Consider the following 12,623-nt stretch of genomic DNA (forward strand, 5'->3'; position numbering starts at 1 on the left):
CCGCTCGGGGCCTCAGCTGAGATAGGCCGGCGTGCTCACGGGCAGCATAAATCGGAACTCCGCGCCGCCTCCGGGGCCGCGGCCGACCGTGATGGTGCCGCCGTGGGCCTCGACGATGCCCTTGACGATGTAGAGGCCCAGGCCCGTGCCGCCGCGCTTGCTGCCCCGCCAGAAGCGGGTGAAGACGCGGCTCATCGACTCCTCGGGGATGCCGGGACCTTCGTCGCTCACGGTGACGGCCGCTCCCCTCTCGTCGCTCTTCGCCGGTGCGGGTGCCACATCGATGGTGACAGTTCCCTCGCCGTGCCGCACCGCGTTTTCGAGCAGGTTGCCGAGCACCTGGTCGACCTTGTCCGGGTCGGCCCACACCGCGGGCAGCGGCTGCCGGGTGCGGACGAGGAAGCGGCCGGGGTCCTGGCCGGCCGCGGTGTGCGCCTGGACGTGGCGCTCGACGGCGGCGGACAGGTCGACGGGCTGGCGGCGCAGCTCCAGGCGGCCGGAGTCGATCCGGGAGATGTCCAGGAGCTCGGTGATGAGGCGGGTGACCCGGTTGGCGTCGGCGTACACCGTGTCCAGCATCAGGCGCTTCTGGTCGTCGGTGAACCGCTCCCACTTGGCCAGGAGCGTCGCCGTGAAGCCCTTGACCGAGGTCAGCGGCGAGCGCAGTTCGTGGGCGACGGTCGCGATGAGCTCGGCGTTGCTGCGCTCGGTGCGGCGGCGGGCCTCCGTGCCGCGCAGGCTGACGACCAGGCGGCGGACCGGTCCGGTGGGGGTCTCACGCACATAGCGGGCGGAGACCAGGACCTCGCGCCCGCCGGGCAGCAGCAGATTGCGCTCGGGCTGGCCGGTCCGGGTGGCGAGGCCGCCGTAGGGGTCGGTCAGCTCCCACCAGCGGCGGCCCTTGAGGTCCTCCAGCGGCAGCACCTGCGCCACGGGGCGGCCGAGGGCGGCGGCCTCCGACACGGCGGTGATGCGGACGGCGGCGGCGTTGAAGCAGATGATCCGGCCGGTCCCGTCCGCGACGACGAGCCCGTCGGGGAGGTCGTCGGGGTCCAGCCCGAGGCCGCCCGCCGCGTCCGCGACGCCCGCCAGTGCCGCGCGCGGCCCGCTCGTGCCGACAGCCATTCAGTACCCCCACTCTCCACCGGTGCAGTGGGCCCCCGAGTTCGCCACCCTACTAGTCGTCGGTGACGCAGCGACACCCTGTGGGGGCTCTCCGTCGAAGTGGGAGCGCGCGGAGGGGGCTCAGGCGGTGGTGCGGCGGGGGCGCTGGGCGCGCGCGGAGGCGTAGAGGCAGACGGCGGCGGCGGTGGCGAGGTTCAGGCTCTCCGCCTTGCCGTGGATCGGCACCCGCACCACGGCGTCGGCCAGGGCACGGGTCTCCTCCGGCAGGCCCCACGCCTCGTTGCCGAAGACCCAGGCGGTGGGCCCGCCCATCGTGCCGGCGTCCAGCTCGTCGTCCAGGTCGTCCGTGCCCGCGCCGTCGGCGGCCAGGATGCGGACGCCCGCCTCGCGCAGCCCGCGTACGGCCTGTTCGACGGGGACGCCCACGGCGACCGGCAGGTGGAAGAGCGAACCGACCGAGGCACGCACCGACTTGGGGTTGTACAGGTCGACGGAGGCGTCGGTCAGGACGACCGCGTCGGCGCCCGCCGCGTCGGCGCAGCGCAGCACCGTGCCGGCGTTGCCGGGGTCGCGGACGTGGGCCAGGACGGCGACCAGCTTGGGCCGGGCGGCGAGGATCGCATCGAAGGGCGAGTCGAGGAAGCGGCAGACGCCGATGAGGCCCTGCGGGGTGACGGTCTGGGAGACGTCGGCCAGGACGTCGGCGCCGGCGAGGTGGACGCGGGCGCCGGCCGCGTGGGCGGCGTCGATGATCGCGGTGTAGCGGTCGGCGGCCTCGACGGTGGCGAAGAGTTCGACCAGGGTCGGTTCGCCGTCGTCGCCCCGGTGCTCGGCGGCCTCGCGCACGGCCTGCGGCCCCTCGGCGATGAACCTGCGCTCCTTGCCACGGAAGTTGCGCCGGGCCAGCCGCCGGGCGGCGGCGACGCGCGGCGAACGCGGGGAGATCAGTTCAGGGATGCCCATGATCGGCGGCGAGCCTCTCTGCGTGACGAAGAGTCCTGGTGGTACAACGCACCGGACCCGCAGACGGCGGGCGCCTGCGGGTCCGGCTCAAAAGCCAAGAAGTGCGGCCTGGGTCAGGCGGCCTTCGGGGCGTTGACGTCGCTCGGGAGGGCCTTCTGGGCGACCTCGACGAGGGCGGCGAACGCGTTGGCGTCGTTGACCGCGAGCTCGGCCAGGATCTTGCGGTCCACCTCGATGTTGGCGGCCTTCAGACCCTGGATGAGGCGGTTGTACGTCATGCCGTTCTGACGGGCGGCCGCGTTGATGCGCTGGATCCAGAGCTGACGGAAGTCGCCCTTGCGCTTCTTGCGGTCGTTGTAGTTGTAGACCAGGGAGTGGGTGACCTGCTCCTTGGCCTTGCGGTACAGGCGCGAGCGCTGACCGCGGTAACCGCTGGCGGCTTCGAGAATCGCCCGGCGCTTCTTGTGGGCGTTGACTGCCCGCTTGACGCGTGCCACTTGTTAACTCCTTGTAGCGGGGCCGTGGTCGTACTCACACGGCCCGGAAACGAATTGGTCCCGGTCGGATCGAGGGCGCGTCCCCGGACTCACCGGGGACGACGGCCTCACTTGCCGAGAAGCTTCTTGATCTTCTTGGCGTCGGCCGGAGCCACGACGACCGTGCCGGTCAGCGAGCGGGTCTTCTTGGACGACTTGTGCTCGAGAAGGTGGCGCTTGCCGGCCCTCTCGCGGAGCACCTTGCCGGAGCCGGTGATCTTGAAGCGCTTGCTGGCACCGCTGTGCGTCTTGTTCTTCGGCATCGCGCCGTTCTCTCCTCGTCAGTGGCGCCCCTCTCGGTGCGGGCACCGGACTGCGGGGGCGTCAGATCTTGATGGGGGTTCCGGGGGGACCCGGGGGTGCCTGGCTGGCACCCCCCGCGGTCACGCCTCGGAAGGTGTCTCGGCCTCGGCCTCGGGCGCCGCCTCGGCCGGAGCCTCGGGCGCCGTCTCCGCGGGCGCGGCGTCGGGGGTGTTGGTCCCCTGGCGCTCCGCCTTGCGGGCGGCCTGGGCCTCGCGGGCCTCGGCCATGGCTTCGGTCTTCTTCTTGTGCGGGCCCAGAACCATGATCATGTTCCGGCCGTCCTGCTTCGGGTTGGACTCGATGAAGCCGAGTTCCTCCACGTCCGAAGCGAGCCGCTGGAGCAGTCGGAAGCCCAGCTCGGGCCGGGACTGCTCACGACCGCGGAACATGATCGTGATCTTGACCTTGTCGCCCTGCTTGAGGAACCGGACGACGTGACCCTTCTTGGTGTCATAGTCGTGCGGGTCGATCTTCGGCCGGAGCTTCATCTCCTTGATGACCGTGTGCGCCTGGTTCTTGCGCGCCTCACGGGCCTTCATGGCCGACTCGTACTTGAACTTCCCGTAGTCCATGAGCTTGCACACGGGCGGACGGGCGGTTGCCGCCACCTCGACCAGGTCGAGGTCGTACTCCTGTGCGAGTTCCAGGGCCTTGGCAAGCGGCACAATTCCGACCTGCTCGCCACTGGGACCGACAAGTCGCACCTCGGGCACGCGAATCCGGTCGTTGATGCGGGGCTCGGCGCTGATGGATCCTCCTCGGTAGCACCACGCGACCGCCTGGCGGACAGCCACGTAACGTCTGTTTCAGACAGACCAACCGCATCGGAGCAACAAAAATGCCCCGGACGGGACACAGGCGGGGCTCCTGGAAAACCGGAACACCGCCACGGTGAACCGCGGGGCGCATCGGGCGGTTCCATCGTCCGTACGGAACGATGGTGACCGCCTGACCGGTGACCCGCCGCCCTGAGGGCGGTCAGGTGGGAGAACGGAGCCTCCACTTGTGGGCCGGGCACATAGCTGTCCGGCCGGTCGTTACACAAGGTTAGCAGCTCGCCGAGTGGTGCGCGAACCACGTGTCTCATCGACTCCCGCAGAACGGGGGCCGTCGCCGTGGGCCTATCGTAAGGCGCATGAGTGACGCGACCCCCAGCAGTGATTCCCCCGGCTTCGACGAGATGGCCCGCGACATCGCGGAGGTGCCCGCCGTCGAGGTGATCGTGACGGTCGCCGTCAACCTGATGAGCGCCGCCGCCGTCAAGCTCGGCCTGACCGAGGACGGCGACGCGCACAAGGACCTGGACGAGGCCCGCAAGCTGGTCCACGCGCTGGCCGGCCTGCTGGACGCGAGCACCACCGAGATCAGCTCCTTCCACGCCGCCCCGCTGCGCGACGGCCTGAAGTCCCTCCAGCTGGCCTTCCGCGAGGCGTCACTCGTCCCGGACGAGCCGGGCAAGGGCCCGGGCGAGAAGTACACCGGCCCGGTCTTCGGCTGAGCCTCCCGCCCCTCCTTCTTTCTCCGTACGCGAAGAGCCCCCGCCGGTCCTCCCGGCGGGGGCTCTTCGCTTCGCGGGTACGGGTCAGACCTCCGCGGCCGTCTCGCCGCCGCGCATCGAGGGGTGGGTCAGCCGGTGCGCGAGCGCCGCGAGCAGGCCGCCGGCCAGTGGGGCCACGATGAACAGCCACAGCTGGGAGAGGGCCGCGCCGCCCGCGAACAGGGCCGGGCCGAGGCTCCGGGCCGGGTTGACGGAGGTGCCGGTGAGCGGGATGCCGACCAGGTGGATCACCGCGAGGGAGATACCGATGGGCAGCCCGTCGAAGCCGACGATCGCCACCTTGTGGGTCACCGCGAGGACCACGAAGACCAGCAGGAAGGTCAGCACCACCTCGGCGAGGAAGGCGCCGCCGATGTTGATGTGCACGTCGGAGCGGTCGCCGTAGCCGTTGCTCCCGAAGTGTCCGCTCGTCTTCAGCCCCGGCACCTGCTTGGCCAGCAGGAACAGCAGCGCCGCACCGGCGATGCCGCCGAGGAACTGCGCGATCCAGTACGTCACGGCCGTGCGCACGTCGATCCGCCGGGCGGTCAGCATGCCGAGGGTGACCGCCGGATTGATGTGGCAGCCCGAGATCGGGCCGAGGGCGTAGGCGAGTGCGAGAAGCACGAAGCCGAACGAGAGCGCGATGCCCACGACGCCGATGAACTGAGTGCCCAGCACCGCCGAGCCAACACCGAAGAAGACCAGCAGCAGGGTGCCGAGGAACTCCGACACGGCTGTCCGCGTCTGCATACAACCACCTCGCGAAGATCGTTCCTTTTCTTCGCAATTCTCCGGCTGTGTACGGCTTCGCGCGCGCCGAGCCGTGCGGGTGATTCAGCGCGTGAACAGGGGCTCACCCGGTGTGTTCGCCCCGGCCGGGAGCAGCGCGAGGTCCAGGCCCCGGACCAGCCGGGCGCGCAGCACCTCGTCGGCCGCCAGCGCCCGGGCGACCCGGCCCGCCGCCTCGGCCGGGTCGGCGTCGGGGGCGAGGACCAGGGCGAGGGTGCCGTCGGCGCTGCCGGGACCGAGGTGGGCGCGGAGCACGGCGGGCTCGGCGGCGACCGCCGCGCGGACGGCGGCGGTGACGGCGGGGTCGTCCAGCGGGTCCGCGCTGGTACGGCCCTCGGCGAGGGCGCGCAGGGCGGCCCCGGTCAGCTCGAAGGCCACAGGTCCGGCGAGGTCGAGCACCACCGTGTCGGCCTTCTCGTGCGCGGCGGCCTGGAGCGCCTGGTGCAGGGGTACGGCGACGGGGCGGGCCTGCGGGTCCCAGCGGGCCAGGGACGCAGTGGAGGTGAAGGCGGGCAGGGCACGGCGGTCGCCGGCCTGGAGGGTGGGCACTGCCATGTCGCTGGTCTTCTCGCGCCGCAGCCCGTTCTCGTCCACTTCCACCTCACCGAGGACGGCGACGACGGGGACGAGGAGCCGGGCGCCCTTCAGCGCTTCGAGGACCGGCGCGACGGCGCCGCGGTCCTCGGCCCAGGCGGCGAGCGCCGAGGCCAGGGCGGGGTCGGCGGTGCCGTCGTCGTCGGAGAAACCGGGGTCCGGGATGTTCTTCTGCGCCACAGGGCGAGCGTAGTGCCTGGCCGGCGGGGCCAGGTCAGCGGTTCCGGGTGAACGGGGAGCGGCCGCGCCACAGCAGCACGCCCGCCGCCAGCAGGAGCGCGCCGAGGCCCCCGGCCGCCGGGGCGAGCCAGCCGGCCGGCCCGTCGTCCCCGGGCTCGGGCGTGGGCCCGGCGCCGAAGTACCGCTTGCGGTAGCCGGCCGGAGCGGGGTCGTCGCGCGCGTCGGTGGAGCGGAGGCCGCCGCCCGCCTCGATGGCCGCCGCCGGGTCGACGATCCCGTGGCCGCGCGCGTCGTCGCGGCCGCCGGCGGGGGCGTCGCGGGCGGTGTCGGTGAGCAGCGTCCTGATCTGCGTGGGCGTGAGCCCGGGGTGCGCGGACTTCACGAGGGCCACCGCGCCGGAGACGAACGCGGCGGCGGCGGAGGTGCCCCACTCCACGTAGTACTTGTGGTCGGGCGCCGGTACGACGATGTCGTCGCCGGGGGCGCTCACGGTGGCGTACCAGCGGCGGGTGGAGAACGAGGCGTGGGTGCCGTACCGGTCCACGGCTGCGGCCGCGATGACCCCGGGGTAGGCGGCGGGGTACGAGATGTGGTCGCCCTTCTCGCCTCCGTTGCCGGCCGAGGCGACGACGACGGCGCCCTTCTTCAGCGCGTACTGGACGGCGGCGTCCTCGCCTGGTTCCGGGTGCGCGGACTCGCTGTCGTCGCCGAGGGAGAGGTTGATGACGTCGGCGCCGTGGTCGGCGGCCCAGCGGATGCCGTCGGCGAGCGCGGTGCCCCGGATCCTGCGGGCCTCGGCGCGGTCCGGGTCGCTCGCTTCGAGGATGACGCGGACCGGGAGGATCTTCGCCTCGGGCGCGATGCCGAGGACGCCGTCGGCGCGTCCGCTGCCGTGGCCCCGGCCCGCGATGATCCCGGCCATGGCGGTGCCGTGCCTGGCCCATGCCTTGTCGCCGCGCCCGGCGCCGAAGCCGATGAGGTCCTTGCCGGGCAGGACCTGGCCCGCGAGGTCGGGCAGGCTGCCGTCGACCCCGGTGTCGACCACGGCGACGGTGACGCCCTTGCCGCGCGTGGTCTCCCAGGCCCGGTCGGTGTGCATCGCGGCCAGGCCCCACTGCTGGGCCCGGATGGTGTCGGCCCCGGCGGGGGTCGCGGGGAGCAGGGCGAGGGCGGTGGCCGCGCAGAGGACGCCCAGGGCGTGTTTCATCGTGGCTGCTCCGTGAGGTCGGCCACGTGGGTGCGCAGCGCGCGTTCGACGCCGTCGGACAGGCCCTTGGCCTCGTGGCCGAGGCCGGCCTGGGCGGCGGGGGTGGTGGCGCCGTTGGCCATGGCCCGGTCGGCGGGCTGGGGCGGGGTGCTCACGCGTCCGTCGGCGAACCCGGTCACGGCGAAGGCGACGACCGGGATCTCGGTCAGTACGTGGACGGACCAGCTGGCGCGCTGCCGGGCGCCGAAGGAGGCGGCCGGGCTGTCCTTCACGGGGTAGGTGCGGGGCAGCAGGTCGGTGCGGCGGTCGAGGTGCTGGTCGGCGAACCGGGCGCCGAGGGCCCGCATCGCGTCGGTGTCGGCCTCGGTGAAGGCGAGCCCGACGGTGGTGACGCTGCTGGCGGTCGCGTCGGTGTACGTGGCGCGCAGGACGTGTGCGCAGCCGACCGTACGCAGGGTCTTGGCGAGGAGCGGGTCGAGCGCGTCGGCGCAGCCGCTGTCGGGGGCGACGGCGAGCCTGGTCCAGACCCGGTCGGCGCCGCCGGGTCCGGTGCCGTCGCCCTTCAGGGTGCGCGGGAAAAGGGTGTCCACGGGGATGCTGTGCCAGGCTTCCCGGCCCACGGTGTACGCGCTGCGGGCGGCGGGATCGTCGTCGGCGCCACCGGTGAGCCAGCTGCCGGCCGCGGCCCCGGCGATCAGCCCGAGCCCGAGGACGGCGCAGACGCCGGCGGCCACGGCCCGGCGGGGGCGGGCGGGGGCCTCGGGGGGCGGCCGGTCGGAGGGCGACGGTGCGGGCTCGTAGGGCGGTGGTACGGCGGGGCGGGGTGGTACGGGGGAGCGCCGTGCTTCGGTGCTCATCCGCCCCCCCTGGTCCGTTCCGTACCGCGCGTCCCTCCGCCGCGTGGGCGGGACCCCGTTCGGCGCGTGGGCGTCACTCTACGGGCTGGGGGGACCCGGGTGGGAGCGGGCGGTCCGCGCACCCGCCGATCTGCACGGATCTTCCCCCTACCCAGCGGTAGAACCGTCTGGCAAGCTGCGGCCATGACTGCCCGAGCCACTGACCGGGCCCGTTACGACCGGGCCACCGCCCATCTCGACGCTCCCGTCGCCGTCGTGGATCTGGAGGCGTTCGACGCCAACGCGGACGATCTCGTACGCCGGGCGGCGGGCAAGCCGATCCGGGTGGCGAGCAAGTCGGTGCGTTGCCGCGCCCTGCTGGAGCGGGTGCTGGCCCGGCCCGGGTTCGCCGGGATCATGTCGTTCACGCTCGCGGAGTCGCTGTGGCTGGCCCGGGCCGGCTTCGACGACGTACTGCTGGCGTACCCGTCCGCCGACCGCCCGGCGTACGCGGAGCTGGCCGCCGATCCGAAGCTCGCCGCCGCCGTGACGGTGATGGTCGACGACCACGCCCAGCTGGACCTGATCGACGCGGCGCGGGCGGGCGGCACGCAGGAGATCCGGGTCTGCCTGGAGCTGGACACCTCGCTGCGGATGCTCGGCGGCCGGGTCCGGATCGGGGCCCTGCGCTCGCCGCTGCGCTCCCCCGCCCAGCTGGCCGACCTGGCCAGGTCCGTGGTCCGGCGCCCCGGTTTCCGGCTGGTCGGGCTGATGGCGTACGAGGGGCACATCGCGGGCGTCGGGGACTCGGTGGCGGGGCGTCCGCTGCGGTCCCGGGCGATCCGGCTGATGCAGGCCACGGCCCGCAAGGAGCTGGCGGCCCGGCGGGCCGAGGTGGTGCGGGCGGTCCGTGCCGTGGCGCCGGAGCTGGAGTTCGTGAACGGCGGCGGCACGGGCAGCGTGCAGCACACGGCGGCGGAGGACGCGGTGACGGAGATCGCCGCCGGTTCGGGGCTGTACGTGCCGCGTCTGTTCGACAACTACACCTCGTTCACGGCGCGCCCGGCGGCCCTGTTCGCGCAGCCCGTGGTGCGGCGGCCGGGGGTGGGCGTGGTGACGGTGCTCGGGGGCGGATATCCGGCGTCGGGCGCGGCCGGGGCGGACCGGCTGCCGGTCCCGTATCTCCCGGAGGGGCTGCGCTACGACCCGCAGGAGGGCCCCGGCGAGGTGCAGACCCCGTTGCTGGGCGCCCCGGCCGACGATCTGCTGATCGGGGACAAGGTGTGGTTCCGGCACGCGAAGGCCGGTGAGCTGTGCGAGCGGTTCGACGCGCTGCACCTGATCGAGGGCGACCGGGTGGCGGCGACGGTTCCGACGTACCGGGGCGAGGGCCTTACGTTTCTTTAGCCGGGGTGCTCGACCGCGCTGCCGACGCCGCCGTCCGTGGCTTTCTCGCCGATGGGGCGGATGCCCTTGGTGAGCGTGTCCATGAGGGCCAGGGGCGGTCCATCGGGTCCCGCGTCGAAGGCGTAGCGCACGATGACGGGCGACTCGCTGCCGAGGGGTGCGGGGAAGGCGAGCGACTGCACGTAGCCGCCGGGGCCCTTGGCCGTGGTGACCTTCCAGCGGATGTAGTAGCCGGTGCGGCCGGCCACGGTGACCTCGCCGGCGGCGGTCTGCCGGTGCGCGGTGATGCCGCCGTGCATGCGCCGGCCGACGATGTCCTCCTCGTAGGCGCGGTCGGCGGCCTCGGCGATGTCCTCCTTGGCGAGGGCCTCGGGTGTGGTGGCGTCGGTGCCGCCAGGGGTCCGGGTGGTGACGGTGCCGGGGTAGCAGTACGAGGAGGACGCGCCGGGGCACTCGTACGAGTCCTTGGTGCGCATCGTGAGGAGCTGGCCCGAGGTCCGCTCCGGCCGCTCCCAGCCGTCCGGGATGGGCAGCGTGATGCCGTTGAGCTGGTCGGTGAGCACGTGCGCGTCCTCGTGCGCGGGGGTGGCGTCCCGTGAGGGGTCGTCGCCGCCGGGGACCTCGTCGGTGCCGGTCCGGGTGGGCGACTGCGAGGCGTGGGCGGTGGGGGCCTCCGGGGCCTCGTTCCGGGTGAGGAGCACGGCCCCGGTCACGACCGCGCCGACGAGGACCGCCCCGGCCGCCACGAGCGCGACGGCCCGGGCGCTGCCGCCGCCCCGCTGAGCCGGAGCCCGGACCGGAACGGGTGCCGGGACCGGCACCGGTATCGGCATCGGCGCCGGGACGGGCGCGGCGGGTGCCCGGGTGTGGGCGGTCCACGCCGTCCCGTCCCACCAGCGCTCGGTGCCGGGCGCTGCGGTGTCCGGGTACCAGCCGGGCGGCGTCGGATAGCTCATCGCCCCACTCTAGGAGAGAGGCCTACAGCGGTGTGACGTAGGCGCCCGAGATGCCGCCGTCCACGAGGAAGTCGGTGGCGTTGACGAACGAGGAGTCGTCGCTCGCGAGGAACGCGACGGCGGCGGCGATCTCGGTGGCCTCGGCGAACCGGCCGAGCGGGATGTGCACCAGCCGGCGGGCCGCCCGCTCCGGGTCCTTGGCGAACAGCTCCTGGAGCAGAGGGGTGTTGACCGGCCCCGGGCAGAGCGCGTTGACGCGGATGCCCTCACGGGCGAACTGGACGCCCAGTTCGCGGGTCATCGCCAGCACCCCGCCCTTGGAGGCGGTGTACGAGATCTGCGAGGTGGCGGCGCCCATCCGGGCCACGAAGGAGGCGGTGTTGATGATGGAGCCCCGGCCCTGGCGGCGCATATAGGGCAGGGCGGCCTTGCAGCAGAGGTAGACGGAGGTGAGGTTGACGTCCTGGACGCGCTTCCACGCCTCCAGCTCCGTGGTGAGGATGGAGTCGTCGTCGGGCGGTGAGATGCCCGCGTTGTTGAAGGCGATGTCGACGGATCCGTAGGTGTCGTCGGCGGTACGGAACAGCTCGGCGACCTGTCCGGGGTCGGTCACGTCGACGCGTACGAAGGTGCCGCCGACCGCTTCGGCCGCCGCCTCGCCGGCCTTCGCGTCGATGTCGCCGCAGACGACGTGCGCCCCTTCGGAGGCGAGCCGGTGGGCGGTGGCCAGGCCGATGCCGCTGCCGGCGCCGGTGATGACGGCGGTGCGGCCGACGAGGCGGCGGCAGATGATCTCGTGGTCCGTGCTCATTCCGGTCATGCCTCCGTGCTCAGGAAGACGTTCTTGGTCTCGGTGAAGGCGGTGAGGGCGTCGGGCCCCAGCTCGCGCCCGACGCCGGACTGCTTGAACCCGCCGAACGGGGTCCAGTAGCGCACCGCGGAGTGCGAGTTGACGGAGAGATTGCCCGCCCGGACGGCCCGGGACACGCGCAGGGCGCGCCCCACGTCACGGGTCCAGAGCGAGCCGGCGAGCCCGTAGTCGGTGGCGTTGGCGAGCCGTACGGCGTCCGCCTCGTCCTCGAAGGGCAGCACGACGGCGACGGGCCCGAAGACCTCCTCGGTGGCGACGGGCGCGTCCGCCGGAAGGCCGGTGAGGACGGTCGGCGGGAACCAGAAGCCGGGCCCCTCGGGCGCGCTCCCCCGGATCGCGGTCGCGCCCTCGGGGACGTAACCGCGTACGCGCTCCAGTTGCGTACGGGAGATGAGCGGGCCCATCCGGGTCTTCTCGTCGGCGGGGTCGCCGACGGTGTACGCGGCGACGGCCGGGGCGAGGTGTTCCAGGAAGCGGTCGTACGCGGAGCGCTGGACGAGGATGCGGGTGCGGGCGCAGCAGTCCTGGCCGGCGTTGTCCAGGAAGGAGTCGGGGGCGGCGGCCGCGGCGGCCTCGATGTCGGCGTCGGCGAAGACGATGTTGGGGCTCTTGCCGCCGAGTTCGAGGGTGACCCGCTTGAGCCGGTCCGCGCACGTGGCCATGATCCGCTTGCCGGTGCGGGTGGAGCCGGTGAACACGATCTTGGCGACGCCCGGGTGCTCGACCAGGGCGTTGCCGGCCTCGTCGCCCGCGCCGGGCAGGACCTGGAAGAGGTGTTCGGGCAGGCCCGCCTCCAGGGCGATCTCCGCGAGGCGGAGGGCGGTGAGCGGGGTGGTCTCGGCGGGTTTCAGGATCACCGCGTTGCCGGCGGCGAGGGCGGGGGCGGTGCCCCAGGCGGCGATGGGCATCGGGAAGTTCCAGGGGGCGATGACGCCGACGACGCCCAGGGGTTCGAGGATCGTGAGGTCGATGCCGCCGGGGACGGGGATCTGCCGGCCGTTGAGCCGTTCCACTCCCCCGGCCGCGTAGTCGAGCAGGTCGCGGACGTTGCCGGCCTCCCAGCGGGCGTTGCCGAGGGTGTGGCCGGCCTCCCGGACCTCCAGCCGGGCCAGCTCCTCGGTGCGGGCGTCGACGGCCGCGGCGAACCGGCGCAGCAGCCGGGCCCGGTCGGCGGGGGCGAGCGCGGCCCAGGTGCGCTGGGCCGCGGTGGCGCGGACGACGGCGGTGTGCACGCCGGAGGCCGGGGTGGCGGGGACGGTGGCGACGACCTCTTCGGTCGCCGGGTTCAGGACGTGGTGCTCGTGGATCACGTGGTC

At 73.5% G+C, this 12,623-nt stretch carries 14 protein-coding genes; 2 read left to right on the forward strand and 12 right to left on the reverse strand.

Going from position 1 to position 12,623, the window contains the following annotated elements; translation table 11 throughout:
* Nucleotides 1-12 precede the first annotated feature (12 nt).
* The 5 genes from ACIQZN_RS33835 to infC all read right to left on the reverse strand — a co-directional run bounded on the left by ACIQZN_RS33835 (nucleotide 13) and on the right by infC (nucleotide 3,721).
* Nucleotides 13-1,125, reverse strand: coding sequence for an ATP-binding protein (locus ACIQZN_RS33835; protein WP_404002366.1), 1,113 nt, complete (start codon nucleotides 1,123-1,125; stop codon nucleotides 13-15).
* Nucleotides 1,126-1,245: 120 nt separating this feature from the next.
* The gene (locus ACIQZN_RS33840) at nucleotides 1,246-2,088 is read right to left on the reverse strand and encodes a TrmH family RNA methyltransferase (protein ID WP_404002368.1); all 843 of its coding nucleotides are present in this window, start codon (nucleotides 2,086-2,088) and stop codon (nucleotides 1,246-1,248) included.
* A 113-nt stretch (nucleotides 2,089-2,201) separates the two neighbouring features.
* A complete protein-coding gene (gene rplT / locus ACIQZN_RS33845; protein ID WP_003970214.1) occupies nucleotides 2,202-2,585 on the reverse strand; it encodes a 50S ribosomal protein L20 in 384 nt (127 codons plus the stop codon).
* 107 nt (nucleotides 2,586-2,692) lie between these two features.
* Entirely contained in the window at nucleotides 2,693-2,887 is a 195-nt protein-coding gene (gene rpmI, locus ACIQZN_RS33850) for a 50S ribosomal protein L35 (RefSeq protein WP_003970213.1), read from the reverse strand.
* A gap of 120 nt (nucleotides 2,888-3,007) precedes the next feature.
* Nucleotides 3,008-3,721 carry a translation initiation factor IF-3 gene (gene infC / locus ACIQZN_RS33855; RefSeq protein ID WP_404002370.1) on the reverse strand — a complete coding sequence of 238 codons (714 nt, stop codon included), beginning with the start codon at nucleotides 3,719-3,721 and terminating at the stop codon, nucleotides 3,008-3,010.
* A gap of 341 nt (nucleotides 3,722-4,062) precedes the next feature.
* On the opposite strand from infC, the gene ACIQZN_RS33860 reads away from it, so the two are divergent.
* The gene (locus tag ACIQZN_RS33860) at nucleotides 4,063-4,425 is read left to right on the forward strand and encodes a DUF1844 domain-containing protein (RefSeq protein ID WP_404002372.1); all 363 of its coding nucleotides are present in this window, start codon (nucleotides 4,063-4,065) and stop codon (nucleotides 4,423-4,425) included.
* An 84-nt stretch (nucleotides 4,426-4,509) separates the two neighbouring features.
* Here ACIQZN_RS33860 and ACIQZN_RS33865 read toward each other — a convergent pair whose 3' ends face one another.
* From ACIQZN_RS33865 to ACIQZN_RS33880, 4 genes are all read right to left on the reverse strand, one after another.
* Entirely contained in the window at nucleotides 4,510-5,217 is a 708-nt protein-coding gene (locus ACIQZN_RS33865) for an MIP family channel protein (RefSeq protein WP_404002374.1), read from the reverse strand.
* Nucleotides 5,218-5,301: 84 nt separating this feature from the next.
* Nucleotides 5,302-6,030, reverse strand: a complete 729-nt coding sequence (locus ACIQZN_RS33870; RefSeq protein WP_404002376.1) for an SseB family protein — start codon at nucleotides 6,028-6,030, stop codon at nucleotides 5,302-5,304.
* Nucleotides 6,031-6,064: 34 nt separating this feature from the next.
* The gene (gene mycP, locus ACIQZN_RS33875; RefSeq protein ID WP_404002378.1) at nucleotides 6,065-7,237 is read right to left on the reverse strand and encodes a type VII secretion-associated serine protease mycosin; all 1,173 of its coding nucleotides are present in this window, start codon (nucleotides 7,235-7,237) and stop codon (nucleotides 6,065-6,067) included.
* Nucleotides 7,234-7,971 carry a hypothetical protein gene (locus ACIQZN_RS33880; RefSeq protein WP_404002452.1) on the reverse strand — a complete coding sequence of 246 codons (738 nt, stop codon included), beginning with the start codon at nucleotides 7,969-7,971 and terminating at the stop codon, nucleotides 7,234-7,236. The genes mycP and ACIQZN_RS33880 overlap by 4 nt, the downstream gene beginning before the upstream one ends.
* A gap of 306 nt (nucleotides 7,972-8,277) precedes the next feature.
* Here ACIQZN_RS33880 and ACIQZN_RS33885 point away from each other — a divergent pair, with 306 nt between their 5' ends.
* A complete protein-coding gene (locus ACIQZN_RS33885) occupies nucleotides 8,278-9,480 on the forward strand; it encodes an amino acid deaminase/aldolase (RefSeq protein WP_404002380.1) in 1,203 nt (400 codons plus the stop codon).
* Here the strand turns inward: ACIQZN_RS33885 and ACIQZN_RS33890 are convergent.
* Genes ACIQZN_RS33890 through ACIQZN_RS33900 form a run of 3 tightly spaced genes read right to left on the reverse strand, consistent with a single transcriptional unit; the run spans nucleotide 9,477 to nucleotide 12,617 of the window.
* Nucleotides 9,477-10,436 carry a DUF2510 domain-containing protein gene (locus tag ACIQZN_RS33890; protein ID WP_404002381.1) on the reverse strand — a complete coding sequence of 320 codons (960 nt, stop codon included), beginning with the start codon at nucleotides 10,434-10,436 and terminating at the stop codon, nucleotides 9,477-9,479. The genes ACIQZN_RS33885 and ACIQZN_RS33890 overlap by 4 nt on opposite strands.
* Nucleotides 10,437-10,458: 22 nt before the next feature.
* Entirely contained in the window at nucleotides 10,459-11,247 is a 789-nt protein-coding gene (locus ACIQZN_RS33895; protein WP_404002454.1) for a 3-oxoacyl-ACP reductase, read from the reverse strand.
* Nucleotides 11,248-11,252: 5 nt separating this feature from the next.
* Nucleotides 11,253-12,617 carry an aldehyde dehydrogenase family protein gene (locus ACIQZN_RS33900; protein ID WP_404002383.1) on the reverse strand — a complete coding sequence of 455 codons (1,365 nt, stop codon included), beginning with the start codon at nucleotides 12,615-12,617 and terminating at the stop codon, nucleotides 11,253-11,255.
* Nucleotides 12,618-12,623 lie beyond the last annotated feature (6 nt).

It is taken from the genome of Streptomyces sp. NPDC097595 (assembly GCF_044761525.1).
Classification (GTDB): Bacteria; Actinomycetota; Actinomycetes; order Streptomycetales; family Streptomycetaceae; genus Streptomyces; species Streptomyces drozdowiczii_A.

What these genes read in the sequence shown, in the direction of transcription:
- ACIQZN_RS33865 (WP_404002374.1), bottom strand. Translation starts at nt 5,217, where the DNA reads ATGCAGACGCGGACAGCCGTGTCGGAGTTCCTCGGCACCCTGCTGCTG.
- rpmI (WP_003970213.1), bottom strand. Translation starts at nt 2,887, where the DNA reads ATGCCGAAGAACAAGACGCACAGCGGTGCCAGCAAGCGCTTCAAGATC.
- ACIQZN_RS33860 (WP_404002372.1), top strand. Translation starts at nt 4,063, where the DNA reads ATGAGTGACGCGACCCCCAGCAGTGATTCCCCCGGCTTCGACGAGATG.
- ACIQZN_RS33835 (WP_404002366.1), bottom strand. Translation starts at nt 1,125, where the DNA reads ATGGCTGTCGGCACGAGCGGGCCGCGCGCGGCACTGGCGGGCGTCGCG.
- ACIQZN_RS33895 (WP_404002454.1), bottom strand. Translation starts at nt 11,247, where the DNA reads ATGAGCACGGACCACGAGATCATCTGCCGCCGCCTCGTCGGCCGCACC.
- ACIQZN_RS33890 (WP_404002381.1), bottom strand. Translation starts at nt 10,436, where the DNA reads ATGAGCTATCCGACGCCGCCCGGCTGGTACCCGGACACCGCAGCGCCC.
- ACIQZN_RS33885 (WP_404002380.1), top strand. Translation starts at nt 8,278, where the DNA reads ATGACTGCCCGAGCCACTGACCGGGCCCGTTACGACCGGGCCACCGCC.
- mycP (WP_404002378.1), bottom strand. Translation starts at nt 7,237, where the DNA reads ATGAAACACGCCCTGGGCGTCCTCTGCGCGGCCACCGCCCTCGCCCTG.
- ACIQZN_RS33840 (WP_404002368.1), bottom strand. Translation starts at nt 2,088, where the DNA reads ATGGGCATCCCTGAACTGATCTCCCCGCGTTCGCCGCGCGTCGCCGCC.